At 63.9% G+C, this 24,653-nt stretch carries 22 protein-coding genes; 11 read left to right on the forward strand and 11 right to left on the reverse strand.

The features are described 5' to 3' along the window. Positions 1 to 33 precede the first annotated feature (33 nt). Positions 34 to 1,323, forward strand: coding sequence for a cysteine desulfurase-like protein (locus tag LB535_RS04210; RefSeq protein WP_224631287.1), 1,290 nt, complete (start codon positions 34 to 36; stop codon positions 1,321 to 1,323). A 208-nt stretch (positions 1,324 to 1,531) separates the two neighbouring features. Here the strand turns inward: LB535_RS04210 and LB535_RS04215 are convergent, their stop codons facing one another. From LB535_RS04215 to LB535_RS04235, 5 genes are read right to left on the reverse strand one after another with little or no spacing between them, the layout of a single operon-like run. Continuing rightward, the gene (locus LB535_RS04215) at positions 1,532 to 2,356 is read right to left on the reverse strand and encodes a dipeptide ABC transporter ATP-binding protein (protein ID WP_224602721.1); all 825 of its coding nucleotides are present in this window, start codon (positions 2,354 to 2,356) and stop codon (positions 1,532 to 1,534) included. Then, positions 2,353 to 3,204: an ABC transporter ATP-binding protein gene (locus LB535_RS04220; RefSeq protein WP_095766041.1), complete on the reverse strand. Its 852-nt coding sequence runs from the start codon at positions 3,202 to 3,204 to the stop codon at positions 2,353 to 2,355. The genes LB535_RS04215 and LB535_RS04220 overlap by 4 nt, the downstream gene beginning before the upstream one ends. Further along, positions 3,204 to 4,112 carry an ABC transporter permease subunit gene (locus LB535_RS04225; protein WP_224602717.1) on the reverse strand — a complete coding sequence of 303 codons (909 nt, stop codon included), beginning with the start codon at positions 4,110 to 4,112 and terminating at the stop codon, positions 3,204 to 3,206. Before LB535_RS04225 ends, LB535_RS04220 begins: the two co-directional genes overlap by 1 nt. Before the next feature lies 1 nt (position 4,113). Beyond that, complete coding sequence (locus LB535_RS04230) at positions 4,114 to 5,121, reverse strand: ABC transporter permease subunit (protein WP_224631666.1); 1,008 nt, start codon at positions 5,119 to 5,121, stop codon at positions 4,114 to 4,116. A 51-nt stretch (positions 5,122 to 5,172) separates the two neighbouring features. Next, on the reverse strand, positions 5,173 to 6,771 hold the full coding sequence (locus LB535_RS04235; RefSeq protein WP_095766043.1) for an ABC transporter substrate-binding protein: 1,599 nt from the start codon (positions 6,769 to 6,771) through the stop codon (positions 5,173 to 5,175). 457 nt (positions 6,772 to 7,228) lie between these two features. Here LB535_RS04235 and LB535_RS04240 point away from each other — a divergent pair, with 457 nt between their 5' ends. The 6 genes from LB535_RS04240 to LB535_RS04265 all read left to right on the forward strand — a co-directional run bounded on the left by LB535_RS04240 (position 7,229) and on the right by LB535_RS04265 (position 12,757). Continuing rightward, positions 7,229 to 9,178: a long-chain fatty acid--CoA ligase gene (locus LB535_RS04240; protein WP_224631288.1), complete on the forward strand. Its 1,950-nt coding sequence runs from the start codon at positions 7,229 to 7,231 to the stop codon at positions 9,176 to 9,178. Beyond that, positions 9,175 to 9,876: a class I SAM-dependent methyltransferase gene (locus tag LB535_RS04245; RefSeq protein WP_411969525.1), complete on the forward strand. Its 702-nt coding sequence runs from the start codon at positions 9,175 to 9,177 to the stop codon at positions 9,874 to 9,876. Before LB535_RS04240 ends, LB535_RS04245 begins: the two co-directional genes overlap by 4 nt. A 160-nt stretch (positions 9,877 to 10,036) precedes the next feature. Continuing rightward, entirely contained in the window at positions 10,037 to 10,915 is an 879-nt protein-coding gene (locus tag LB535_RS04250) for an alpha/beta fold hydrolase (protein WP_224631289.1), read from the forward strand. A gap of 41 nt (positions 10,916 to 10,956) precedes the next feature. Next, positions 10,957 to 11,283, forward strand: coding sequence for a hypothetical protein (locus LB535_RS04255; RefSeq protein ID WP_224631290.1), 327 nt, complete (start codon positions 10,957 to 10,959; stop codon positions 11,281 to 11,283). Between the two features lie 10 nt (positions 11,284 to 11,293). Further along, the gene (locus LB535_RS04260) at positions 11,294 to 12,190 is read left to right on the forward strand and encodes a DMT family transporter (protein WP_224602706.1); all 897 of its coding nucleotides are present in this window, start codon (positions 11,294 to 11,296) and stop codon (positions 12,188 to 12,190) included. 12 nt (positions 12,191 to 12,202) lie between these two features. Next, entirely contained in the window at positions 12,203 to 12,757 is a 555-nt protein-coding gene (locus LB535_RS04265) for a CGNR zinc finger domain-containing protein (protein ID WP_224631291.1), read from the forward strand. A gap of 24 nt (positions 12,758 to 12,781) precedes the next feature. On the opposite strand, the gene LB535_RS04270 is transcribed toward LB535_RS04265, so the two are convergent. Together LB535_RS04270 and pgi are read right to left on the reverse strand one after the other, a co-directional pair. Further along, complete coding sequence (locus LB535_RS04270; protein WP_140724452.1) at positions 12,782 to 13,507, reverse strand: HAD family hydrolase; 726 nt, start codon at positions 13,505 to 13,507, stop codon at positions 12,782 to 12,784. 6 nt (positions 13,508 to 13,513) lie between these two features. After that, positions 13,514 to 15,157, reverse strand: coding sequence for a glucose-6-phosphate isomerase (gene pgi, locus LB535_RS04275; RefSeq protein ID WP_318012016.1), 1,644 nt, complete (start codon positions 15,155 to 15,157; stop codon positions 13,514 to 13,516). A gap of 432 nt (positions 15,158 to 15,589) precedes the next feature. Between pgi and LB535_RS04280 the strand changes: the two genes are divergently transcribed. Together LB535_RS04280 and LB535_RS04285 are read left to right on the forward strand one after the other, a co-directional pair. Beyond that, on the forward strand, positions 15,590 to 17,083 hold the full coding sequence (locus tag LB535_RS04280; RefSeq protein ID WP_095766049.1) for a PLP-dependent aminotransferase family protein: 1,494 nt from the start codon (positions 15,590 to 15,592) through the stop codon (positions 17,081 to 17,083). A gap of 221 nt (positions 17,084 to 17,304) precedes the next feature. Continuing rightward, positions 17,305 to 18,894 carry a trimethylamine methyltransferase family protein gene (locus LB535_RS04285; protein WP_224631292.1) on the forward strand — a complete coding sequence of 530 codons (1,590 nt, stop codon included), beginning with the start codon at positions 17,305 to 17,307 and terminating at the stop codon, positions 18,892 to 18,894. A 5-nt stretch (positions 18,895 to 18,899) separates the two neighbouring features. Here LB535_RS04285 and LB535_RS04290 read toward each other — a convergent pair whose 3' ends face one another. Together LB535_RS04290 and LB535_RS04295 are read right to left on the reverse strand one after the other, a co-directional pair. Beyond that, positions 18,900 to 19,298: a hypothetical protein gene (locus tag LB535_RS04290; RefSeq protein ID WP_224631293.1), complete on the reverse strand. Its 399-nt coding sequence runs from the start codon at positions 19,296 to 19,298 to the stop codon at positions 18,900 to 18,902. Between the two features lie 131 nt (positions 19,299 to 19,429). Beyond that, the gene (locus LB535_RS04295; RefSeq protein ID WP_224631294.1) at positions 19,430 to 21,235 is read right to left on the reverse strand and encodes an IlvD/Edd family dehydratase; all 1,806 of its coding nucleotides are present in this window, start codon (positions 21,233 to 21,235) and stop codon (positions 19,430 to 19,432) included. Positions 21,236 to 21,385: 150 nt separating this feature from the next. On the opposite strand from LB535_RS04295, the gene LB535_RS04300 reads away from it, so the two are divergent. Further along, entirely contained in the window at positions 21,386 to 21,835 is a 450-nt protein-coding gene (locus LB535_RS04300) for an SRPBCC family protein (protein ID WP_224631295.1), read from the forward strand. 19 nt (positions 21,836 to 21,854) lie between these two features. On the opposite strand, the gene LB535_RS04305 is transcribed toward LB535_RS04300, so the two are convergent. Further along, entirely contained in the window at positions 21,855 to 23,033 is a 1,179-nt protein-coding gene (locus LB535_RS04305; RefSeq protein WP_224631668.1) for an Mrp/NBP35 family ATP-binding protein, read from the reverse strand. Between the two features lie 207 nt (positions 23,034 to 23,240). Between LB535_RS04305 and LB535_RS04310 the strand changes: the two genes are divergently transcribed. After that, positions 23,241 to 23,618 (forward strand): VOC family protein, encoded by a 378-nt coding sequence (locus LB535_RS04310; protein ID WP_224603149.1) that lies wholly within the window; start codon positions 23,241 to 23,243, stop codon positions 23,616 to 23,618. A gap of 29 nt (positions 23,619 to 23,647) precedes the next feature. On the opposite strand, the gene LB535_RS04315 is transcribed toward LB535_RS04310, so the two are convergent. Then, positions 23,648 to 24,652, reverse strand: coding sequence for an inorganic phosphate transporter (locus LB535_RS04315; protein WP_224526895.1), 1,005 nt, complete (start codon positions 24,650 to 24,652; stop codon positions 23,648 to 23,650). Position 24,653: the final 1 nt, after the last annotated feature.

Raw genomic sequence — 24,653 nt, forward strand, 5'->3', positions numbered from 1 at the left:
CCGATCGTCCAAGTCCCCCGCAGGAGCCTGCCCGTGAACAAGCACCAGTCCGACAATACCAACGCCGCCGCGTTCCCGCTCGAGAAGATCCGCGCAATGTTTCCGGCGCTTCAACAGGCCGGCGACTTCATCTTCCTGGACAATGCCGCCGGCGCGCAGATCCCGCAAAGCGTGCTCGACGCCGTGACCAATCATCTGGTTTCACACAATGTGCAGCGCGGCGGCCGCTATGGCCGCAGCGTCACCGTCGATCAGTCGGTCGCCGACGCACGCGAGAGTGTGGCGCTGTTGATCAATGCCTACAGTCCGTCCGAAATCTGCTTCGGCATGAACGCCACCTCGTTCATCCGCCTGGTCAGCCTCGGCATCGGCCAGATGCTTTCCAACGAAACGGTTGGGGGGCGCGACGAGATCGTCGTTACCGACATGGATCACGACGCCAACATCGCCACCTGGCTGGCGCTGGAATCCGCCGGTGCCAAGTTCAAATGGTGGCGCATGCGCGAGGACGGCAATCTGCATGTCGACGACCTCAAGCCGCTGGTGTCGGAGCGCACGCGCCTCGTCGCCTGCACGGTGACGGCGCATTCGATCGGCTCGATCGTCGACGTCGCCTCGGTGGCCACGATCGCGCATGCGGCCGGCGCCGAAGTGTTCCTGGATTGCGTGCATTACGGCCCGCATGGGCTGATCGACGTGCAAGCCTGGCAATGCGACTATCTCGTCTGCTCCGGCTACAAGAATTTCTCGCCGCATATGGGCTTCCTATGGGGGCGCTTCGACACGCTGAAGCGGCTGCCGACCTTCCGCGAGGACTTCATTCCCGACGAGCCGCCCTACAAGGTCGAGGCCGGCACCTTCATCTATGAGAACGTCTCCGGCATGGACGCGGCGGTGCGCTATCTGGAATCGATCGGCCGCAACTTCCTTCCCGAAAACAACCGCTCGCGCCGCGACAACATCGTCGCCGGCATGAACGCCATCCGCGATTACGAGCTGATGCTGGCGCGCGCAATGCTGAAGGTGCTGAAGGATTGCAATGCCACGATCTACGGCGTCGCTGACGAGGCGCGCATCACCGAGCGCGTGCCGACCTTCTGCTTCAACATCGGCAAGCTGTCGCCGCAGCGGATCGTCGAGGAGATGGCCGCCGTGCAGATCGGCATACGCGACGGTCACATGTATGCGCCGCGGCTGATGAAGCGGCTGAATCTGTCGATGGACAGCGGCGCCATTCGTGCCTCGCTGGTGCATTACAACACGGTGGAAGAGGTGCACCGTTTTGGGGAAGCGCTGCGGGCGGTTATTGCGAAGTTGCGGTGATCCCGACCACCTCCGCGTCGTCATCCACGGGCGAAGCAAGGAGCGAAGCGACGCGCGCAGACCCGAGGATCCATTCCGTGACATGAGAGCGCCGCTCACGGTGCAGAAATTCTACTCCGCTGCATTCTTCGGCTGAGGTACCGGCATGGATTCTAGGGTCTTCGCGCCGCTTCGCTGCGCTCCGCCCTAGAATGACGAAGCAGGAGGCCTACGCCGCCTTCTTCGCCAGCCGCGCCTTGATGCTGGCGATGTCGGCGCGCGGCGTCGCGGCGAAGAGCGTCTTGGTGTAGGCGTGCTTGGGGTCGGAGAAGACCTCGTCGCGCGGGCCGTATTCGACGGCTTCGCCGAAATACATGACCATCACGTCGTCGGCGATATAGCGGACCACCGAGAGGTCGTGGCTGATGAAGACATAGGTCAGCTGGAATTCGTCCTGCAGGTCGGCAAGCAGGTTCAGCACCTGCGCCTGCACGGAGAGGTCGAGCGCCGAGACCGGCTCGTCCAGCACCAGCAGGCTCGGGTTCAGCATCAGCGCCCGGGCAATGGCGATGCGCTGGCGCTGGCCGCCCGAGAACATATGCGGATAGCGGTTGTAGTGCTCGGGTCCGAGACCGACCTTCTTCAGCATCTTCATCGACAGGTCGCGCCGCTCTTCGGCAGGCTTGTCGGTGTTGATGAGCAACGGCTCGCCCAGCACATCGCCGATCTTCTGGCGGGGATTGAGCGAGCCATAAGGATTCTGGAACACGATCTGCACCTTGCGGCGCATTTCCTTAGTGAGCCCGTCCCTGGCGATATCGACCTTGTTGCCGTCGATGAAGAGCTCGCCGGAGGTGGCCGGATCGATCAGCGTGATGATGCGGGCGAGCGTGGACTTGCCGCAGCCGCTCTCGCCGACGACGGCAAGCGTCTTGCCCTTCTCGACGCTGAAGGACACGCCCTTCACCGCATGGACGGTGCGCGCGCCGCGGAACAGGCCGCCGCCGACATGGTAGTCGCGCTTGATGTCCTTGCCTTCGACGACCTTGGTCATGCGCCGGCTCCTGAAGGTGCGGGCTCGAACAGCATGTCGGAGACGGTCGGCAGCCGGTCGCCGACGGCGTTCTCCGGCAGCGCCGAGAGCAGCGCGCGCGTATAGTTGCTCTTCGGCGATTCAAAGAGCGACAGCACGTCGGCCTCTTCCATCTTACGGCCCTTGTACTGGACGATGACGCGGTCGGCGGTTTCGGCGACCACGCCCATATTGTGGGTGATCATGATCAGGCCCATGCCGTATTTGGCCTGCAGCGAGACCAGCAGGTCGAGGATCTGCTTCTGGATGGTGACGTCGAGCGCGGTGGTCGGCTCGTCGGCGATCAACAGCTTCGGATTGCAGGCGATCGCCATGGCAATCATGACGCGCTGGCACTGGCCGCCCGACATCTGGTGCGGGAAGGAATTCAGCCGCTCCTCCGGTTCCGGAATGCCGACCTGCTTGAAAAGCTCGATGGCGCGCGCCCGGCGCTCGGCCTTGTCCATGCCCATATGGAAACGCAGCACTTCCTCGATCTGGAAGCCGACGGTGAAGCAGGGATTGAGGCTGGCGACCGGCTCCTGGAAGATCATGGCAATGTCCTTGCCGATGATCTTGCGGCGGTCGGCCGGGTCGATCTTCAACAGATCGCGGCCGTTGAAGGCCATGCGGTCGGCGGTGACGGTCGCCGTCCATGGCAGCAGGCCCATCACCGCCAGCATCGACACCGACTTGCCGGAGCCGGATTCGCCGACGATGGCGAGCACCTCGCGCTCGTCGACATGGAGCGAGACGCCGTCGACGGCGCGGAACGGACCGGACGCGGTCTGGAATTCGACGACGAGGTTCTGGATGTCGAGCAGCGCCATCACGACCTCCTGAGCTTGGGATCGAGGGCATCGCGCAGGCCGTCGCCGACAAGGTTGATGGCAAGCACGGTGATGAGGATGGCGAGACCCGGGAAGGTCACCACCCACCAGGCGCGCAAGATGAATTCGCGCGCCGTGGCAAGCATGGTGCCCCATTCCGGCGTCGGCGGCTGGGCGCCGAGACCAAGGAAGCCGAGCGCGGCGGCTTCCAGGATAGCGTTGGAGAAGGACAGCGTGCCCTGGACGATCAAAGGCGCAAGGCAGTTGGGCAGGATGGTGGCGAGCATCAGCCGCAGATGGCCGGCGCCGGCGACCTTCGCCGCCACGACATATTCGCGGCTCTTCTCGGCCATCACGGCGGCACGCACCAGGCGGGCGAAATGCGGCTGCAGGACCAATGCGATCGCTAGCATGGCGTTGAACAGGCCCGGGCCGAGAATGGTGACAAGCACCAGCGCCAGGAGCAGCGACGGAAAGGCCAGGATCAGGTCCATGACGCGCATGATCGCAACGTCGACCCAGCCGCGGAAATAGCCGGCCAGCAGGCCGAGCGTGATGCCGCCGGTGAGCGCCAGCGTGACCACCACGGCGCCGATCAGCAGCGAGAAGCGCGCGCCGTAGAGAAGGCGCGAGAGGATGTCGCGGCCGACCGGGTCGGTGCCGAGCAGATATTGCGTCGAGCCGCCGGCCTGCCAGGCGGGGGGCCGCAGAAACGCGGTCTTGTCCTGGACGTCGGGCGCATAAGGCGTGAGCAGCGGCGCGAACAGCGCGGCGAGCACCAAAAGGAGGAAGACGAACAGGCCGATGACGGCGCCGCGGTTGACGGAGAAATAGTGCCAGAAGGTCTTGAGGCCTGTGAGCCGATCCGGGCTGCCGGCGGCCATCGGGGCGATTTCGGTCTGGGTCATTTTATGCCGCCCTGATGCGTGGGTTGATGACGGCATAGAGCACATCGACGATGAGGTTCACCGCCATGACGATGAGCGCGATCAAAAGCAGACCCGACTGCACGACGACATAGTCGCGCTTGAAGATGGAATCGACCATCCACTTGCCGATGCCTGGCCAGGCGAAGATGGTCTCGGTGAGGATGGCGCCCGCAAGCAGCGTGCCGACCTGCAGGCCGACGGTGGTGACGACCGGGATAAGCGCGTTGCGAAGCGCATGCACGCCGATGACGCGCGCTGCCGAAAGGCCCTTGGCGCGCGCGGTGCGGACATAGTCCTCGCCCAGCACCTCGAGCATGGCCGAGCGCGTCTGGCGCGCGATCACTGCCAGCGGAATGGTGCCGAGCACGATCGCCGGCAGGACGAGATGGCTAAGCGCGGAGCGGAATGCATCCCACTTGCCATAGAGGAGGCTGTCGACGGTCATGAAGCCGGTGATCGGCTTGAAAAAGAACTGCAGGCCGATGCGGCCCGAGACCGGCGTCCAGCCGAGATAGCCCGAGAAGAAGATGATGAGCAGCAGGCCCCACCAGAAGATCGGCATGGAATAACCGACAAGGGCCGTGCCCATCAGCGACTGGTCGAACCATGAGCCGCGCTTGACGGCGGCAAAAATGCCGGCGGGAATGCCGATCACCATGGCGAAGATCATGGCGAAGAAGGACAGTTCCAGCGTCGCCGGGAAGAGCGTCTTGAATTCCTCGAGGACCGGCCGCTTGGACGAGATGGAAACGCCGAAATCGCCGGTGGCGACCTCACCGACATAGCGCGCATACTGCTCCCAGATCGGCAGATTGTAGCCGAACTGTTGCTTGAGCTCTTCGTAGCGGGCGGGGGCGACGCCATGCTCGCCGGCCATAGCGAGGATCGGATCGCCCGGCAGCAGCCGGACAAAGGCGAAGGCACAGATGGTGATGCCGACCAGGGTCGGAATCAGGAGGGCGATTTTGTTGAGAAGATATCGGAGCATCATCAAATGGAACGGGGCGGCGCTGGAAGTTGCGCCGCCCCGTTCGCAATATTACTCGGACTTGTCAACGCCGTCGAAACGGTGAATGCCGAGCGGGTCCATCTTGAAGCCGGTGACATTATTGCGAACGACCGCGTAAACCTGGCTGTGAGCCAGCAGGAAAGCGGGCGCTTGCTTGGCGAAGATCACCTGCGCCTGCTCATAGAGCTTGGTGCGCTCGGCCTGGTCGCTGGTCTTTTTGGCCTTCTGGATCAGGTCCTCGAAATCCTTGTCGCACCAGCTGGAGTAGTTCGAGACGCCGATGGCCGAGCAGGCGAAGAGAGTGGCGAAGAAATTGTCCGGGTCGCCATTGTCGCCGGTCCAGCCGATCTGGAAGGCGCCGGGACGGTCCTTCTTCTTGCCTTCCTCGCGATACTTCGTCCACTCGTAGTTGACGATGTTCGCCTTGACGCCGACTTTGGCCCAGTCGGCCTGGATCAGTTCAGCCGCGCGCTGGAAGTTCGGATTGTAGGGACGAACGCGGTCGGCAGCCCAGAGCTGGATTTCCTTCAGGCCGGCATCGGCGAGAACCTTCTTGGCCGCTTCCGGATTGTAGGTGTCGGTCTTCACGTCCTTGTTCCACGACCACATGGTCGGCGGGATGAGGTTCTCGGCGGGCGTCGCGCCGGCATCCTGGAACAGCGACTTTATCAGGGCCTCCCGGTCGATTGCCTGGTTGAGCGCATGGCGCACTTCCGGCTTGTCGAGCGGCGGGATCGTGGTGTTGTAGCTCATATAGCCGATGTTCAGGCCGGCCTGATCCATCAGCGTCACGTCCTTGTTGGTCTTGATGGTGGCGATGTCGGCCGGGTTCGGATAGGGCGCGACGTCGCATTCGCCGGCGAGCACCTTCTGGATGCGGGCGGTCGCGTCAGGCGTGATGGCGAAGACCAGATCGTCGATCTTTTCCTTGCCCTTGAAGTAGTCGGGATTGGCCGCGTAGCGGATGACCGAATCCAGCTGGTAGTCGACGAACTGGAACGGGCCGGTGCCGACCGGCTTGGTCGAGAAGTCGGCCATCTTGCCGTCCTTCTGGAGCTGGTCGGCATATTCCTTCGACACGATCGAGGCGAAATCCATGCCGAGATTGGCCAGCATCGGCGCGTTCGGCTCGGTCAGCGTCAGCTTGACGGTGAGGTCGTCGACCTTCTCCCACTTGGCGACGTATTTCGGCATGTCCATGCCGGTGTAATAGTCCCAGGTGAGGTTCGGCAGATACTTGTCGCCGTTCCACGGATTCTGCTTGTTGAACTGGCGATCGAAGGAGAAGACGACGTCATCGGCGTTGAGGTCGCGCGTCGGCTTGAAATAGTCGGTGGTCTGGAACTTCACGCCCGGATGCAGATGGAAAGTATAGACCAGGCCATCGTCAGAGATTTCCCACTTGTCTGCCAGGCCGGGCTCGATCTCGGTGCCACCATGCTTGAATTCGACCAGGCGGGAATAGACGGTACGCGAAGACGCGTCGAAGTCGTTGCCGCCGGTCGTCGTACCCGGATCGAAATTGGCCGGCGACGCTTCCGAGCAATAAACGAGCGTCTTAGCACTGGCCATGCCGCTGAGGACGCTTGCAGCCAGCAACGCGGCTGCAAAAGTCATTGTCTTTTTCATTGACCACTCCCTGATGTTCTCTCAAGCCCCTCTATCAGGCTCGCGAAGGGCGCATATAAGCACCGTTTCTTCGCCTTTGGAACACCTCGTTTGCGTACCCCATGGGAAGCAGGAAAAGAATCTAGCGTTTGCTCAAACCGCAGAAAAAATGAGTAGTTTTTTCTGCTCACAACATTATTAACGACGGCATTTTTTTATTGATCGCCCACCTGTTAAAACGAGCCGACAGACCCCGACTGCCGGAGATCTGCCCGCCGCCGGACATGCTGCGGAATTGTCCGGATCATCAGATTTCGACGGCAAATCTTTCCCCACCCTGCCGCTGGGGCAAGGCTTGCACCGTCGCCGATAGAGGCAATACATAGACTGTGGGCGGGATTTCCCGAAAATCCGCGACGGCGTGGAGGACGCTTCCCTGGAAGCGGACGCCGAGATTGAAGGCGACAGGGAGAGACAGGTGGCAAAAGCAGCCAAGACGACAGCCCCGGTGAACGCAAAGGCCAAGGGCGCCGCCGCAAGCGATGCGCCCAAGACTGCCAAGGCCGCAGCCGCACCGAAGGCGAAGACGACCGCAAAGTCAGCCCTAAAGCCGGCCGCTGCCAAGCCCGCGGCGGCAAAAGCCGGAAAAGCGGCCGCGAAGTCGCCCGCCGCGAAGACGGCGCCAGCGACGGGCAACGCGAAGCCTGCCTCGAAGAGCCTGCCGAAGGCGATCACCGAGCTCACCGTCGGCCTGCCGGAAAAGCCGTGGCTGAAAAGCTATCCCAAGAACATGCCGGCCGAGATCGGCGCCCTGCCCTACAAGTCTATCGGCGAGTTCCTCGTCGGCGCCTGCAAGCAATTCGCCGGGCGGCCGGCTTTCGTATGCATGGGCAAGTCGATCACCTATGCCGAGGTCGAACGGCTGTCGGCCGCGTTCGGCGCCTATCTGCAGGCGAGAGGCCTGGAGAAGGGCGCGCGCGTGGCGCTGATGATGCCGAACGTGCTGCCATATCCGGTGGCGATGATGGGCATACTGCGCGCCGGCTACACCGTAGTGAACGTGAACCCGCTCTACACGCCGCGCGAGCTGGAACACCAGCTGAAGGATTCCGGCGCGCAGGCGATCGTCATCCTCGAGAACTTCGCCGGCACGCTGCAGGCGGTGATCGCCAGGACGCCGGTGAAGCATGTCATCGTCGCCGCCATGGGCGACATGCTGGGCGGACTCAAGGGCGCCATCGTCAACCTCGTGGTGCGACGGGTTAAGAAGATGGTTCCGGCATGGTCGCTGCCTGGCCATGTCAAATTCAACGCCGTGCTCAAGACCGGCGCGAGCATCGCCTTCAAGCCGCCCACGGTCTCCGGCGACGACATCGCCTTCCTGCAATATACGGGCGGCACCACCGGCGTCTCGAAGGGTGCTGTGCTGCTGCATCGCAACGTGCTTTCGAACGTCGCGCAGAATTCGCTGTGGGTGGAGGACGCCTATACGGTCAAGCCCAAGCCGGCGCATCTCAACTTCATCTGCGCGCTGCCGCTCTATCACATCTTCGCGCTGACGGTGAACGCGCTGATGGGCATGCAGCAGGGCGCGCAGAATGTGCTGATCCCCAACCCGCGCGACATTCCGGGCTTCGTCAAGGAACTGGCGAAACACCCGATGCACATCTTTCCCGGCCTCAACACGCTGTTCAACGCGCTGCTCAACAATGAGGAGTTCCGCAAGCTCGACTTCAAGCCGCTGATCCTGACGCTGGGCGGCGGCATGGCGGTGCAGAAGGGCGTGGCGGAGCGCTGGAAGGCGCTGACCGGCTGTCCGGTGAGCGAAGGCTATGGGCTCTCCGAAACCTCGCCGGTGGCGACCGCCAACAAGTTCAGCTCGGCCGATTTCACCGGCACGATCGGCCTGCCGCTGCCTTCGACCGAGATCGCCATTCGGGACGACGACGGCAACAACGTGCCGCTCGGCGAAGTGGGCGAGATCTGCATCCGCGGCCCCCAGGTTATGGCCGGCTACTGGAACCGGCCCGACGAGACCGCCAAGGCGATGACCGAGGACGGCTTCTTCAAATCCGGCGACATGGGCTTCATGGACGAGCGCGGCTACACCAAGATCGTCGACCGCAAGAAGGACATGATCCTGGTCTCCGGCTTCAACGTTTATCCAAACGAACTGGAGGAGGTGGTGGCGCATCATCCCGGCGTGCTCGAAGTGGCGGCCATCGGCGTGCCGGACGAGCATTCCGGCGAAGTGCCTAAATTGTTCGTGGTGAAAAAGGATCCGGCGCTCACCGTCGAGACGTTGATGGCCTATTGCCGCGAGAACCTGACCGGCTACAAGCGCCCGCGACATATCGAATTCCGCACCGAGCTGCCGAAGACGCCGGTCGGCAAGATCCTGCGGCGGGCGCTGCGGGACCAGGTTTGAGCGATTATTCCGCCGGCAAGACACCGGGGCGAGGCAAGCGGCTCGATCCGGCGGACTTCATCAAGGCGAACATGCGGCTGGCGCCGGTACCGTCAGTGCCGGAGGTCCGACTCTACCAGGCGCATCCCGGCAGCGGCTTGCGGCGGCTGCTCGAACCGGAAGACGAGAGCGATGGAAGCCGGCCTGACCCACAGCCGCCCTATTGGGCCTATGCCTGGGCCGGCGGCACCGTGCTGGCGCGCTATATCCTCGACCGTCCGTCGATCGTAGCCGGCAAACGCGTGCTCGACCTCGGCGCCGGCTCGGGGTTGGTCGGAATCGCCGCAGCAAAAGCCGGAGCGCGCGCGGTGATCGCAGCGGAGATCGACCGCAATGGCGCGGTGGCGCTCCGCCTCAATGCGCAAGCCAACGGCGTCGCCATCCAGACACGCGACGAGGACCTCACCGACGGCCCCCCGCCGGTGGTCGACCTGGTTCTCGCCGGCGACGTCTTTTACGCGCAGGATGTCGGGCAACGGATGATCCCGTTCCTCGACCGCTGCCTAGCCGCCGGCATCGATGTGCTGGTCGGCGATCCCGGCCGCGCCTGGCTGCCCAGGCCACGGCTTTGCCTGCTCGGCGAATATCACGTGCCGGATGTCGGCGGAAACGGCGGCAGCGAACCCAGGCCCAGCGCGGTGTTCGCCTTCGTCCGATAAAGGGTGGCTGAGGAGTCCAGCAATCGCCCCTCGCCTCACATCGGGCGCCACCGGTCATACAGCACTTTCTTACTCATGGTTCCGAAAGCAAAGCTCGGAACAGGGACCAGCTAAACCCGTTTTACCAGTTCTAACGGATAGAACGAAAAACGGAGAGGTCATGGAAATCCACGACACAAATCACCGTCGATCAAAGATCGGCGGCCACACGATATTTCTGCGGGAAGCAGGACCGCCCGATGCTCCCGTCCTTCTTTTGCCGCATGGCTACCCGTGCTCGTCTTACCAGTTCAGACGCCTGATGCCGGGCCTGGCCGACCGCTGGCGGACAGTAGCTTTCGACTGGCCTGGATTCGGCTACAGCGACACACCGGACCCCGCCGAGTTCGACTATGATTTCAATGCCTATGCCGGCGTTCTCGCTGACGTTGCCGATGCGCTGCATTTGGAGCGTTATGCGCTCTGGCTCCACGATTATGGTTCTCAGATCGGCCTCCGTCACGCGATAGCGCATCCTGACAGGATCGCGGGCCTGGTCATCCAGAACGGCGACATCTACGAGGACGTGCTCGGGCCGAAATACGACACGATCAAAGCCTGGTGGGCGGACGAATCGGCAGAGAGGCACCGCCCACTCGAGGAGGCGGTCAGCGAGGAGGGTTTCCGCAAGGAGTTCATCGGCGAGGTCTCGGAAGAAGTCGCCAGCCGCGTCCCTCCCGATCTGTGGAAGCTGCATTGGCCGCTGATGAACACACCGATCCGGAAGGCGGTGTCGGTCCGGCTGATGGAAAAGCTCGAGCAGAACATCGAATGGTTCCCGCGATACCAATCCTATCTGCGCGAGCACCGTCCGCCGACACTCATCGTCTGGGGACCGCAGGACGGCTACATGCCCGAGCAGTCGGCGCTCGCCTATCGACGCGACCTCCCGAATGCGGAACTCCATATCCTCGACGATGCCGGCCATTGGCTGTTGGAAACACATTTCGAGGAAGCCCTGCGGCTGGTGCGCGACTTCCTCTCGCGAACGCTGCCGTAAGCACGGCTCTCCGCCACATCCAGAACCCAAAGGAGACGAACATGGCGACGAAACCAACCATCGCACGCATCTGGCGCGGCCGCACCCGTCGCGACGTCGCGAACAGCTACGAAACCTATTTGAAGGCAGAAGGCATTCCTCCGCTTCAGCGGGTTGCGCTCGGCGTCCAGCTCTTTCGCGAGGACCGGGAAGAGGAGACCTGGTTCACGACCATCTCCTACTGGCCCGATATCCAGGCGATGACCGCTTTCACCAAGGGCGACCCGATCAAAGTCCATCATCTGGACCGCGACCCCGAGTTTCTGATCGAACTGCCCGAGCGCATCGAGATCCACCGCATCCTCGTCGACGACCAGGATCTGCGCTGACGTTGCCGTCATGAGCAACCTCGCCCTGTTCGGCCTCATGGCACTGATCTGGGGGCTGACCTGGGCGGCAGTCAAGATCGGCCTGGATGCGGGCGTCCCCCCGATTCTTCTGGCGGGGCTGCGCTATCTGCTGACTGCGGGAATCCTGGCATTTTGGACACATGGAGCCCTATCGGCATTCGCGGAAGGCCGGTCGATGCGAGTCATCATATCGGCCCTGCTGACGAATGCCGGAACCTACGGACTGCTGTTCTGGGGCATGCAAACGGTCCCCTCCGGCCTATCCGGCTTGGTCAATCTCGCGCTGGTTCCGGTGCTTCTGTTTGGCTTGGCAGTCCTGCTCGGAGAAGAGCGGCCCACTTGGCGGCACGGCCTGGCGCTGGCGCTCGGCTGCACAGGTCTCCTTGGCCTCTTCTGGACGCGTCTTGTCGAACAGGAATCCGGAAACGGATTGGGCCTTGCCGCTATCGTGGCCGGCACGGCGTGCTACTGCGCGGGGAGCGTCATTGCGCGGCCGCTGATCGGCCCGATCAAGCCTCTGACACTCACCGCGATCCACGCCGTTCTCGGCGGCGCGGCGCTGATCGTCGTCTCATTCCTTCTGGGCGAGGTTTCGGCGACGCTGCCAGGAAGGATCGATGTCGCTCCGGCTGCGGCAAGCCTGTTGTTCCTCTCCCTCCTCGGAACCATCGTAGCCTACACGATCTATCTGTGCCTGCTTGAACAATGGGGCACCGCCCGCGCCGGGCTCTATGCCTTCATCTCGCCCATCGTTGCACTGGCCGTAGGCGTTTGGCTGTTCGGCGAAAAGGTCGGAGCGGCCGAGATCGGCGGCGCCGCACTGTTGTTGGTAGCCGCAGGATTGGCGTTGTTTGGGCGCGACCGCCCCAACGCAGCGAGGAAATGAAAGCCGTCGCCAATGTCACTTCCCCATCGTATCGCCGGCAACCTGGCCCTTGATCTCGCCAACACCATCAGTCGGCGCGGCACCGACCGGGAAATCGACCATCTCGCGACGGCGGCGGACATCCTGGCGTGGTCAAGGCAAACGGGCCTGATCGACGATGATTTCGCCCTTCCTTCGGCCGACCACGAAGCTTTGGTCAAAGACGTTCTCGCCCTTCGCCGCGCCGTAAGCGACACCGGCTCGGCAATCGCTCATGGCGACGAACCTCCCGCTGCCGCGCTCGATACCATCAGAAAATACGCGGCCGAAGCGCTCAGAACCGCCGCGCTCGCTGGATCGCCGGTGTCGTTGCATTTCCTAGGCGCCAATCGCATCACCGGGGCAATCGCGTGGTCGGCTCTCGACCTGCTTCGCGGCGACGAACTATCGCGTCTCAAACAATGCCCGCCGCACGACTGCCGCTGGCTTTTCATAGATCGCACGAAGAACGGTTCGCGACGGTGGTGCGAGATGAACAGCTGCGGCAATCGGGCCAAGAAGCAGTCGCATCGGAAAATGGCTGACTGAGGCGTCTTCCTGGGCGGCGACTGGTTAGCCCGCCGGCACGTTCACCCGCGCAGTCAGAAAATCCGGCAGGTCGGCGACCGAGTCCAGAACGACGTCCGCCATCGGCGCCAGCGAGTCGCGCGTGCCGGTGCCGGAGAGCACGCCCACCGCCAGGCCGCAGCCGCCGGCGCGCGCCATCTCCAGGTCATGGCGGTTGTCGCCGACCATGGCGATCTCGCCCGGCTTCAACCCGGTCAGGTCGCAGAAAGCGACGACCGTGTCGGGCGCCGGCTTGGAGTTGGCAACAGCGTCATAGCCGAAGGCGGCATCGAAGAGCTGCGCGATGCCCAGCGTGGCCAGCGTCTTTTCGGCGCCGCTGGTCGAATCGTTGGTGGCGACGCCCATGCGATAGGATCGTTTGTGCAAGGCCCGCAACGAGTCGACGACGCCCGGCAGCGCGACCGCCATGGCCGAACCTTGCGCCGAAGTGATCTCGTTGAAGCGGGAAACGGCGTGCATCTGGTCCTCCTCGGACAGACGCGGGAACCAGAGCTCGACGACGTCCATGTTCGAGCCGGAGGCGAAGATCGAATCCGGCTTGAAGCGCTTCGTGACGAAGTCGAAGCCGGCGGCGGCGAGCAGTCGATCCGCCTTCCAGCGATCGCCCTCGGCGGCATCCATCGCCATGAAGTCGGCGACGCCGAGCCAGGTTGCGTTGAAGTCGACAAGCGTGCCGTCCTTGTCGAACAATATTCCCTTGATATCCGCCAATCCCGTTTACTCCGCGCCGCGCAATTGGTGGATATGTCCCACCAGCCCGGCAGTCGAGGCGTCGCGTTTTGCGGCAGTCTCCTTGCCTTCCACAACAGGCAGCAGGCCTGTCGCCAGTTCCTTGCCGAGCTCGACGCCCCATTGGTCGAAGGAATTGATGTTGAACAGCGTGCCTTCGACGAAGACGCGGTGCTCGTAAAGCGCGATGAGCCGGCCGAGCGTGCGCGGGTCGAGCTTTCTGTAGAGAATGGTCAGCGAGGGGCGATCGCCCGAGAAGACGCGGTGCGGCGCGATGCGGTCGACGTCGGCCGGCTTCATGCCCTTGGCCAGCATCTGGGCGCGCGCCTCTTCCAGCGTGCGCCCCTTCATGAGGGCCTCCGACTGCGCCAGGCAGTTGGCGAGCAAAAGATCATGCTGGTGTTTCAATTCGGGCTCGTGACCGACAGCGGCGGCGAGGAATTCGACCGGGATAAAGTCGGTGCCCTGATGCAGGAGCTGGAAGAAGGCATGCTGGCCGTTGGTGCCGGGCTCGCCCCAGACCAGCGGGCCGGTCGGCGTGGCGACCGCAGTGCCGTCCAGCGTGATGCTCTTGCCGTTCGATTCCATGTCGAGCTGCTGCAGATAGGCCGGCAGGCGCGACAGGCGCTGGTCGTAAGGGATGACGGCGCGGGCCGGATATTTGCAGACGACGCGATGCCACCAGCCGATCAGCCCCAGAAGCACCGGCAGGTTCTTCTGCATCGGCGCCGAGCGGAAATGCTCGTCCATCTCATGCGCGCCGTCGAGGAAAGCGCGGAAGTTGCGCGGACCGACGGAAATCATCACCGGCAGGCCGATGGCGCTCCAGACGGAATAGCGGCCGCCGACCCAGTCCCAGAAGCCGAAGACGCGGTCCTGTTCGATGCCGAACTTCGCCACCAGGTCGAGGGCGGTCGAGACGGCGGCGAAATGCTTGCCGACCGCTTCCTTGCCCAACGCCTTCTGAACCCAATCGCGCGCCGTCTGCGCATTCGTCATCGTCTCGACCGTGGTGAAGGTCTTGGAGGCGATGATGAACAAAGTCGTCTCGGCAGACAGACCCTTCAGCGTGTCGTGGATATGGGCGCCGTCGACATTGGAGACGTAATGCGCGCGCGGCCCGTCATGATAGGGCGCGAGCGCCAGCGTCACCATCGCCGGGCCGAGATCGGAGCCGCCGATGCCGATATTGACGATGTCGGTGATCTTCTTGCCGGTGGCGCCGGCCGCCTTGCCGGAGCGGATGGCGTCGGCGAAGGCGCCCATGGCGTCGAGCACGGCGATCACATCGGCCTTGGTGTCCTGGCCGTCGACGATCACGCTCTTGCCGGTCAGGTTGCGCAGCGCGGTGTGCAGCACGGCGCGGTTCTCGGTGATGTTGATCTTCTTGCCTTGGAACATGGCGGCACGGCGTCCCGCGAGATCGGCCGCACCCGCGAGCTTTTCCAGCATCGTCATCGTATCTGCGTCGACGGCACATTTCGACCAGTCGAGCAAAAGATCGCCATCGGTCGCTGAGAATGTCTCGAAGCGCTTGGGATCGGCGGCGAAAGCCTCGCGCATTGAGCCCTTGGCCGCCGCGCGCTGATCGCGCAAGGCGGCAAGTTGCTTGTCGAAGGATGACTGGTCCACGGGGCAGGCTCCTGGCGGGTTTTTAGACCATTTTAACAGGCCGGATGTTTCCGGCGCGTGTCGGCGCGTCATTCTATCGAGCCGATTTCCATTTCGTTCAAGCGCGGCTTTGCCGCACCGCATTCACGCTTTGATGAGGGGCGGTGTTGGACGGTGAGGTGCGGGAACTCGCGGCGGGGCGCTGGGCGGAGGGCGACGATGCTGTCGCATCGCGCCTTGGAACAGTGCCGCGACGATGCTGCGCATCGCGGGGGCGACGATGCTGCGCATCGCGCCTGAACGCGCGGCGACGACGCTTCGCGTCGCGCTTGATAGATCACTGGCATAAATCCCAGCGATCAGAAAAATTGATTGGCGCAACCCCTTATGCCACCCATACACTCCACTGGTCCAGCCAAGTGAAAACAGCTGGCCGTCCGAGGAAGATTTCCCATGCCACAGCGCAATGACACGGCCATATGGTCCGGCCTGTTCCGGATTTCGGCTGAATCCGGCCAAACCCTCCAGGCGCAGATCCGCCAGGCGATCGTCGCGGCCATTCTCGACCGACAGATCGCCGCCTCGATGCCGTTGCCGTCGTGCCGAATTCTCGCGGAAAAACTCGGGGTTGCCCGCGGCACGGTGGTGCTCGCCTTCCAGCAGCTGGTCGACCAGGGCTTCCTGGTGGCGCGCGAGCGACGCGGCCATTTCGTTAACCCGGACGTGCTGGCCACCCCCGCCAAGCCGCACCAGAAGGCGCCCGACCAGCAGAACGAGATCGACTGGAAGGCGCGCCGGCAGATCGCCGCGAGCGACATGCCGCCGCCGGCCAAGCACGACAACTGGATCAAGTCCTCCTACCCGTTCGTCTACGGCCAGTTCGATCCGGCGCTGTTTCCGACCGCCGAATGGCGCGAGTGCAACCGCATGGCGCTGGCGGTGCTCGAGATCCGCAACTGGGCGTCCGACATGGTGGACCGCGACGATCCGCTGCTGATCGAACAGATCCAGGCCAGGCTTCTGCCGCGGCGCGGTATCTTCGCCAATCCGGACGAGATCATCGTGACGCTGGGCGCGCAGAACGCGCTTTACATGCTTGCGTCGCTGCTAATGACCAAGGGCTCGAAGGTGGCCATGGAAGACCCGGGCTATCCTGACGCCCGCTCGATCTTCCGGCTGGCCGGCGCCGATATCCAGCCGGTTCCGGTCGACCAGTCGGGCATCGTGACCTCGGCGATCCCCAGCGATTCCGGCTTCGTCTTCGTCACGCCCAGCCACCACTGCCCGACCATGGTGCCGTTGTCGGCGGAGCGGCGGCAGGATCTCCTGGCGCGCGCCAACCGCAACAACCAGATCATTATCGAGGACGGCTATGACAGCCAGCTGCTCGATGAGGCGCCGCAGCAGGCGCTGAAGAGCCTCGATCGTTCCGGCCGCGTGATCTATGTCGGCTCGATGTCGAAGACGCTGGCTCCGGGTCTCAGGCTTGGCTACATCGTGGCCTCGGCCGGGCTGATCGCCGAGCTTCGCGCGCTGCGCCGCTTCATGCTCAGGCACCCGCCGGCGAACAACCAGCGCGCCGTTGCGCTGTTCCTGTCGCTCGGCCATCACGAGGCGCTGGTGCGCAGGCTTTCCACCGCCTTCGACGAACGGCGCAAGCGTCTGGTCCATGCGATTTCCGCCTTCTTGCCAGAGTGGCGTTCGACCGACTCGGCGGGCGGCACATCGCTGTGGCTGGAAGGGCCGCGCGGCACTGATTCACGCGGCCTTGCGGAAGCGGCCGCTTCGCGCAGCGTCATCATCGAACCCGGCGACCGGTTCTTCGATCGCAGCGAAAAGCCCTCTCGTTTCATGCGCTTGGGCATCTCCTCGATCTCGCTGCAGCATATCGAGCCGGGCATCCGCGAACTCGCTACCGCCGCCGGACGCAGGCCCGCCGCCGCCTGATCGCCACAGACCTCCTGAAAAAGAGCCGGCACCGCGCCGGCTCTTTTTGTTTGGGCGCATGTTTGCCGCTTTAGCACTCTGGCATATTCGACGGCATTGCTTGGCCCATAGGCTGTGCCAATGCCGGCGGCATAGTCGGAGCCAGAAGGGGACGAGGCAGCCGATGGTGGACCAACCGCCGCGTTCGCCGCGCAGAAAAAGACAAAAGGTGGAGTGCTTCCATGTCAGTGGCTCTCGAGAAGCAGGAATCGTCGTCGGACCAGCGTTCGCGGCGTTCCGGCGGGCGCGAAGCGCGCCGCGCGATGCGGGCAGCGCCCTTGGCCGACGACATCCGTCCGGTGCGGCCGGGGCTTGAAGGCGGCAGCTATGGCCCATTGAGCCAGAACGACCGCGAGCGCATCCACGAAGCGGTGCTGACGCTGCTGGAAACGGTCGGCTTCGCCAATGCCATCCCGTCCTGCATCGAGGCGCTGACCCGGGTCGGCGCCATCCATGGCGATGACGGCCGCGTTCGGCTGCCGCGCGCCTTGGTGCTGGACACGATCAAAAAGGCGGCGCGCAACTTCACCCTCCATGGCCAGGATCCGAAGCACGACATGCTGATCCAGGGCAAACGCGTGCATTACGGCACGGCGGGCGCGGCGGTGCATCTGGTCGATGTCGAGAAGCGCGAATATCGCGAATCGCTGCTGCAGGATCTCTACGACGCCGCCCGTCTCGTCGATGGGCTGGACAACATCCACTTCTTCCAGCGCACCATGGTGCCGCGCGACATTCCCGACCCGCTCGATATGGATTTCAACACGCTCTATGCCTGCGTGATGGGGACGTCCAAGCATGTCGGCACCTCGTTCACCGTGCGCGAGAACGTCAAGCCGGCGCTGGACATGCTTTATGCGATCGCCGGCGGGGAGGAGAATTTCCGGGCGCGGCCGTTCGTGTCGAACTCGAACTGCTTCGTCGTGCCGCCGATGAAGTTCGCCGAGGACGCCTGCGGAGTGTTGGAGGCCTGCGTCGAAGGCGGCATTCCGATCCTGCTTCTGTCGGCCGGCCAGGCCGGCGCCACGGCACCTGCCGCCATTGCCGGCGCCGTCGTGCAAGCGGTGGCGGAAGTGCTGATGGGCCTGGTCTATGTCAATGCCGTCAAGCCTGGACATCCGGCGATCTTCGGCACATGGCCGTTCGTTTCCGACCTCAGGACCGGCGCCATGTCAGGCGGCTCGGCGGAGCAAGCAGTGCTGACCGCGGCCTGCGCACAGATGGCGCAATATTACGACCTGCCCGGCGGCTCGGCCGCCGGCATGTCGGACTCGAAGCTGCCCGACATCCAGGCCGGCTATGAGAAGGGCATCACCAATGTCATGGCGGGCTTGTCCGGCCTGAATCTGGTCTATGAATCGGCCGGCATGCACGCATCACTGCTCGGCTTCTGCCTCGAAAGCCTGATCATCGACAACGACATGCTCGGACATTGCCTGCGCTGCGTGCGCGGCATCGAGGTGACAGACGACGCGCTGTCGATCGACACCATCGCCGATGTCTGCCTCAAGGGCCCCGGCCATTATCTCGGCAACGATCAGACGCTGAAACTGATGCAGACCGAGTATTTCTATCCCGCCGTCGGCGACCGTTTCTCGCCCAAGGAATGGAACGAGAAGGGCCGGCCCGACATCCTGTCGCGGGCAATCGCGGAGAAGAAGCGCGTGCTTGCCGAGCGCTTCCCGCGCCACGTCTCGCGCCTGCTCGACGACAAATTGCGCGCCCGCTTCGGCGAGATGATCAAGCTGCCGCGCAGCAAGATGGGCGGCTAGGACCGCTACTCAGCGCTCAGCGCATAGCGCTCGACGACCTCGGCGTTGATCAGCTTGGCGTGCAGCGTCATCAGCACGATCTGCGCGTCGAAACTGTCGCCGGTCTCCAGCGCCGCCTCGATGCGGCGCTCGACCTGCAATGTCGGCTCGCGGCCGTTGGCCTGCTCGAACACATGGCGTCCGGCGACGCAATAGCCGCAGAGCTGCGCCACGGATGCATAGGCGTCCCCCGGCGGCTCATCGGGCCAGCGGTCGTTCATCAGGTTGACGATGGTGAGTTTCACGCCCTCTGGTACCAGCGCCGGATGCAGGTCGGCCGCACGCAATGCGTCGTCGAGCTGGCGCAGATCGCCGGAGCGGCCGAACATGCCGAGAAAACCGAGGGAAGAGCGCCGTTTCGCCACGATGATCTGTCGCTTCCTGAGCTGCCGAGGTCGAGCTTATCTGTGGGTTCCTTGGAGATGAAACAAGGGCAACAGAAAAGGGCGGCTCGCCGTCGGCAAGCCGCCCCTTTTGATCGGCCGAATATATAGGCCTAGTGATTGTCGCGCGGCACGCCGCTGGTATGGGCGACGTCCTGGTATTTCACCGCCGGTTTCAGCACCATGCCGGCCGAGAACTGGTCGACCATGCCGCGCTGGATCTCCTGCCAAGGCGTCTGGTGCTGGGGATAGTGATAGCCGCCATTGGCCTGCAGCGCGGCGCGCCGCTTGGCGATCTCCTCGTCGCTGACGAGGATATTGGCCGTGGCCTTTTTCAGGTCGATGCGGACGCGGTCGCCGCTCTTGAGCAGCGCCAGCCCGCCGCCGATCGCGGCTTCAGGCGAGGCATTGAGGATCGACGGGGAGCCCGACGTGCCGGACTGGCGGCCGTCACCGATGCAGGCAAGGGCGTGGATGCCCTTCTTGATCAGGTAGGCCGGCGGCTGCATGTTGACCACCTCGGCGCCGCCCGGATAGCCGACCGGACCGGCGCCGCGCATGAACAGGATCGTGTGCTCGTCGATGCCCTGCGCCGGATCGTCGATGCGGGCGTGGTAATCCTCCGGCCCGTCGAAGACCATGGCGTTGCCCTCGAAGGCCTCCGGGTCGTTCGGATTGGAGAGGTAGCGCTCACGGAATTCGGGCGAGATGCCGCTGGTCTTCATGATGGCGGAATCGAACAGGTTGCCCTTGAGGTTGATGAAGCCGGCATTGGCCTTGAGCGGCTTGTCGGCGCTGCGGATGACGTCGTGATTCTCGTTGACGGCATCCCAGCAATTGTCGCCCATCGACCTGCCGTTGGCGGTGACGGCATCGGGATGGGGCAGCAGGCCGCCCTTCATCAATTCGGCGACGACCGCCGGCACGCCGCCGGCATGGTGATAGTCCTCGCCGAGATACTCGCCCGTCGGCTGCAGGTTGACCAGCAGCGGGATGTCGAGGCCGATCTTCTGCCAGTCGTCATTGTCGAGCGGCACGCCGAGATGGCGGGCGATGGCGTTGAGGTGGATCGGCGCGTTGGTCGAGCCGCCGATGGCCGAGTTGACGACGATGGCGTTCTCGAACGCCTCGCGGGTCATGATGTCGGACGGCTTCAGATCCTCATGGACCATCTCGACGATGCGCTTGCCAGTCTCGTAGGAAATCTGGCCGCGCTCGCGGTACGGTGCAGGGATAGCGGCCGAGCCAGGCAATTGCATGCCGAGCGCCTCGGCCAGCGAATTCATCGTGGTCGCCGTGCCCATGGTGTTGCAATAGCCGGTCGACGGCGCCGAGGAGGCGACGATGTCCATGAACTCGTCATAGTCGATCTCGCCGGCAGACAGCCGCTGGCGCGATTCCCAGACGATGGTGCCCGAACCGGTGCGCTTGCCCTTGTGCCAGCCATTCAGCATCGGGCCGACCGAAAGCGCGATCGCCGGGATGTTGACGGTGGCCGCCGCCATCAGCAAGGCAGGCGTCGTCTTGTCGCAGCCGATGGTCAGCACCACGCCGTCGAGCGGATAGCCGTAGAGCACTTCGACCAGGCTGAGATAGGCAAGGTTGCGGTCGAGCGCGGCCGTGGGGCGCTTGCCGGTCTCCTGGATCGGATGACAGGGGAACTCGAATGGGATGCCGCCCATCGAGACGATGCCCTCGCGCACGCGCTTGGCAAGCTCGAGGTGATGCCGGTTGCATGGCGAAAGATCGGAACCGGTCTGCGCGATGCCGATCAGCGGCTTGCCCGACATCAGCTCGGCGCGAGTCAGGCCGTAGTTGAGGTAGCGCTCGAGATAGAGCGCCGTCATGCCCGGATTGTCGGGATTGTCGAACCACTCCTGCGAGCGAAATTTCTTCTTCTTGGTGGGGGCGCCTGCCATGGTGGTCTCCGTATTTGTATGACAAATCGATAGGACAATGCGTCCATGCAGGCAAGAGGCAGGCGCAGCCGGAACCCGGACTTTGGTGCGATAGACTTGTTTCGGGCCGCGCGCTACGACCAACCGGCATCAGCAATACGGGAGGTCTTGATGGCTTTGGTGATCGAAGGCGAGGAGCGGATCGCCGCACCCATCGCGAAAGTGTGGGAAGCCCTCAACGACCCGGAGATCCTGAAGGTGGCGATTCCCGGCTGCCAGAGCCTCGAGAAGAATTCGGACACCGCCATGGCTGCGACCGTGGTGCTCAAGATCGGCCCCATCAAGGCGACCTTCAACGGCGAAGTCACGCTGAAAAACCTCAAGCCACCGCATTCTTACACCATCCATGGCGAAGGCAAGGGCGGCGTTGCCGGTTTCGCCAAGGGCGGCGCCGACGTGACGCTGACCGCCGACGGGGCGGACTCGACAGTGCTCAAATACGCCGCCAAGGCCGAGGTCGGCGGCAAGATCGCACAACTCGGCAGCCGGCTGATCCAATCGACATCGAAGAAATTGGCAGGGCAGTTCTTCTCGACGTTCGGCGAGAAGGTCGGCGCCTGAACCCTCAAAGGAAGGGGCGTTATTCGAACACGATGCTCGGCACGGCGGCTTCAGCGGCGCCGCGCTCTTCCTGGACCCGTTCCCAGACCTTGCTGGCGATATCGCGGTAGATCTTTGCCTCGGCGCCCTCCGGCTTGGAGGCGACGACCGGGGTGCCGGCGTCCGAGCTTTCGCGGATGCCCATCTCAAGCGGCACCTCGCCGAGGAAGGTGACGCCGAGGCGCTCGGCCTCGCGCCGCGCGCCGCCATGACCGAAAATGTCGTAGCGCTTGCCGGTGTCGGGAGCGAGGAAGTAGCTCATATTCTCGACGATGCCGAGCAGCGGCACGTCGACCTTCTTGAACATGTTGAGGCCCTTGCGGGCGTCGATCAGCGCCAGATCCTGCGGCGTCGAGACGATGACGGCGCCGGCGAGCGGCACCTGCTGGGCCATGGTGAGCTGGGCATCGCCGGTGCCGGGCGGCATGTCGACCACCAGCACGTCGAGCGGACCCCATTCGACCTCGCGCAGCATTTGCGTCAGCGCCGACATCACCATCGGGCCGCGCCAGATCATCGGCGTCTCCTCATCGACGAGGAAGCCCATCGACATCACCTTGAGACCGTAATTCTGCATCGGCTTCAGCACCTTGCCGTCGACGGTCTGCGGCCGGCCGTGGATGTTAAGCAGCCTGGGCATGGACGGGCCGTAGATATCGGCATCGAGCACGCCGACCTTCAGCCCGTTGGCGGCAAGGCCGAGCGCCAGGTTGACGGCGGTGGTCGACTTGCCGACGCCGCCCTTGCCGGAGGCGACGGCGATGATGGCGTCGATGCCGGGCACGCCGCGCCTGCCATGGCTCTGCGACGCGGGCGCATGCGGCGCGGGGCGCTGCGGCGCCGGCTGCGGAGTCGGCCGTTGCGGGGCAGACGGGCGCGGCGGAACCGGCGCTTCCATGCCGCCGCCCTTCTTCTCCGCCGTCAGCGCGACGACCGCGCTGGCGACGCCGGGGATAGCCTTCACCGCGCGCTCGGCGGCGGCACGCAACGGCTCCAGCTCCTGGGCGCGGGCGGCGGGCACGGTGATCGAGAAGAAGACCTTGGAATCGGCGATGAAAATCTCGGAGACCATGCCGAGATCGACGATGTTGCCGGTGAAGTCCGGCCCGTTCACCGTCTTCAGGCGCTCGATGACGGATTCCTTGGTAACGGTCATGATCTTTCCTCGGCGTTTGGCGTTCCAGATAGTGCAGTTTGCCGGCGGAACCAAGCCGTGGCGCAACGGCTCGCCTGGCGTGCCCCGGAAAGCGACGGATGGTGTCGGATTTGGCCACGGCCGCGGCGCAGGTTCGGGCCCGGTCATAGCCAAACGGTGCGCCCGCGCTATCTCCATCGCCATCACGACAACCGGGGAAGGAAGACGGTCATGCTTGAAAACAGCAATGTGACAGCCAATCTCGCGGTGAAGGACATCGCCAAGGCAAGGGCGTTCTACGAGGGCACGCTGGGCCTCAGCCAAGTGGACGACATGGATGGCGAGCTGATCGTCTACAAAAGCGGTGACACGCTCCTCAATGTCTATCGCTCGCAATTCGCCGGCACCAACAAGGCGACGGCCGCAACCTGGGCGGTAGGCGACCGCATCGAGCCGATCGTCAAATCGCTGCGGTCGAAGGGCATCACCTTCGAGCACTATGATATGCCCGGCCTATCGCTCGAAGGCGACATCCATGTCGGCTCGGGCATGAAGGTGGCCTGGTTCAAGGATCCCGACGGCAACATCCTGAACCTGGTGGGCAAATAGCGCCCACTCTCAGGCGGAGCCGGAACCCGTCATCCGGCCAGCCTTGTGGCGAGATAGGTCAACGCCGAAATCGCCGCCGTCGCCGGCAAGGTGATCACCCAGGCGACGACGATGTTGCCGGCGATGCCCCAGCGCACGGCGGAGACGCGGCGCGCGGCACCCACGCCGATGATGGCGCCGGTGATGGTATGCGTCGTCGAAACCGGGACACCGAGCCAGGTGGCGGCGAAAAGCGTTATGGCGCCCCCGGTCTCGGCGCAAAAACCCTGCATCGGGTTCAGCCGCGTGATCTTCGATCCCATGGTGTGGACGATGCGCCAGCCGCCGAGCAGCGTGCCCAACGCCAGCGCCGACTGGCAGGTGAGCACCACCCATAGCGGCACATGGAAAGTCGGGCCGAGCGCGCCCTGCGAAAAGAGCAGCACGGCGATGATGCCCATGGTCTTCTGCGCGTCGTTGCCGCCATGTCCCAGCGAATAGAGCGAGGCGGAAAAGAACTGCAGCACGCGAAAGCTGTTGTCGACCGCGAATGGCGTCTGCCGCACGAACAGCCATGAGACGATGAGTACCAGGACGAGCGCCAGCACGAATCCCGTCGCAGGCGAGAGCACGATAGCCGCGACCGTCTTGCCGAGCCCGGACCAAACGATGGCGCCCAGGCCTGCCTTGGCGACGCCGGCGCCAACCAGCCCGCCGATCAGCGCGTGCGAGCTGCTCGACGGAATGCCGGCGACCCAGGTGACGATATTCCAGACGATGGCGCCGACGAGTGCGGCAAAAATCACCGCCGGCGTGACGATGCTGGCGTCAATGATGCCTTTTCCCACCGTCTCGGCGACATGCAGGCCGAAGAACAGGAAGGCGATAAAATTGAAGAAAGCCGCCCACAGCACCGCGTAATGCGGCCTGAGCACCCGGGTGGAGACGATGGTCGCGATCGAGTTGGCGGCATCGTGCAGGCCGTTGAGGAAATCGAAGAACAGCGCCACGGCAACGAGGCCGACCAGCAGGGGAAAGGCGATCGTGGCGTCCATC

It is taken from the genome of Mesorhizobium sp. CA10 (assembly GCF_020165285.1).
GTDB lineage: Bacteria > Pseudomonadota > Alphaproteobacteria > Rhizobiales > Rhizobiaceae > Mesorhizobium.

Bases quoted from the DNA above. Each gene is read 5' to 3' on its own strand.
- LB535_RS04215 (WP_224602721.1), bottom strand. From the start codon at position 2,356: ATGACCAAGGTCGTCGAAGGCAAGGACATCAAGCGCGACTACCATGTC.
- LB535_RS04220 (WP_095766041.1), bottom strand. From the start codon at position 3,204: ATGGCGCTGCTCGACATCCAGAACCTCGTCGTCGAATTCCAGACCGCG.
- LB535_RS04225 (WP_224602717.1), bottom strand. From the start codon at position 4,112: ATGACCCAGACCGAAATCGCCCCGATGGCCGCCGGCAGCCCGGATCGG.
- LB535_RS04230 (WP_224631666.1), bottom strand. From the start codon at position 5,121: ATGCTCCGATATCTTCTCAACAAAATCGCCCTCCTGATTCCGACCCTG.
- LB535_RS04235 (WP_095766043.1), bottom strand. From the start codon at position 6,771: ATGAAAAAGACAATGACTTTTGCAGCCGCGTTGCTGGCTGCAAGCGTC.
- LB535_RS04250 (WP_224631289.1), top strand. From the start codon at position 10,037: ATGGAAATCCACGACACAAATCACCGTCGATCAAAGATCGGCGGCCAC.
- LB535_RS04255 (WP_224631290.1), top strand. From the start codon at position 10,957: ATGGCGACGAAACCAACCATCGCACGCATCTGGCGCGGCCGCACCCGT.
- LB535_RS04260 (WP_224602706.1), top strand. From the start codon at position 11,294: ATGAGCAACCTCGCCCTGTTCGGCCTCATGGCACTGATCTGGGGGCTG.
- LB535_RS04265 (WP_224631291.1), top strand. From the start codon at position 12,203: ATGTCACTTCCCCATCGTATCGCCGGCAACCTGGCCCTTGATCTCGCC.
- LB535_RS04280 (WP_095766049.1), top strand. From the start codon at position 15,590: ATGCCACAGCGCAATGACACGGCCATATGGTCCGGCCTGTTCCGGATT.
- LB535_RS04285 (WP_224631292.1), top strand. From the start codon at position 17,305: ATGTCAGTGGCTCTCGAGAAGCAGGAATCGTCGTCGGACCAGCGTTCG.
- LB535_RS04295 (WP_224631294.1), bottom strand. From the start codon at position 21,235: ATGGCAGGCGCCCCCACCAAGAAGAAGAAATTTCGCTCGCAGGAGTGG.
- LB535_RS04300 (WP_224631295.1), top strand. From the start codon at position 21,386: ATGGCTTTGGTGATCGAAGGCGAGGAGCGGATCGCCGCACCCATCGCG.
- LB535_RS04310 (WP_224603149.1), top strand. From the start codon at position 23,241: ATGCTTGAAAACAGCAATGTGACAGCCAATCTCGCGGTGAAGGACATC.
- LB535_RS04315 (WP_224526895.1), bottom strand. From the start codon at position 24,652: ATGGACGCCACGATCGCCTTTCCCCTGCTGGTCGGCCTCGTTGCCGTG.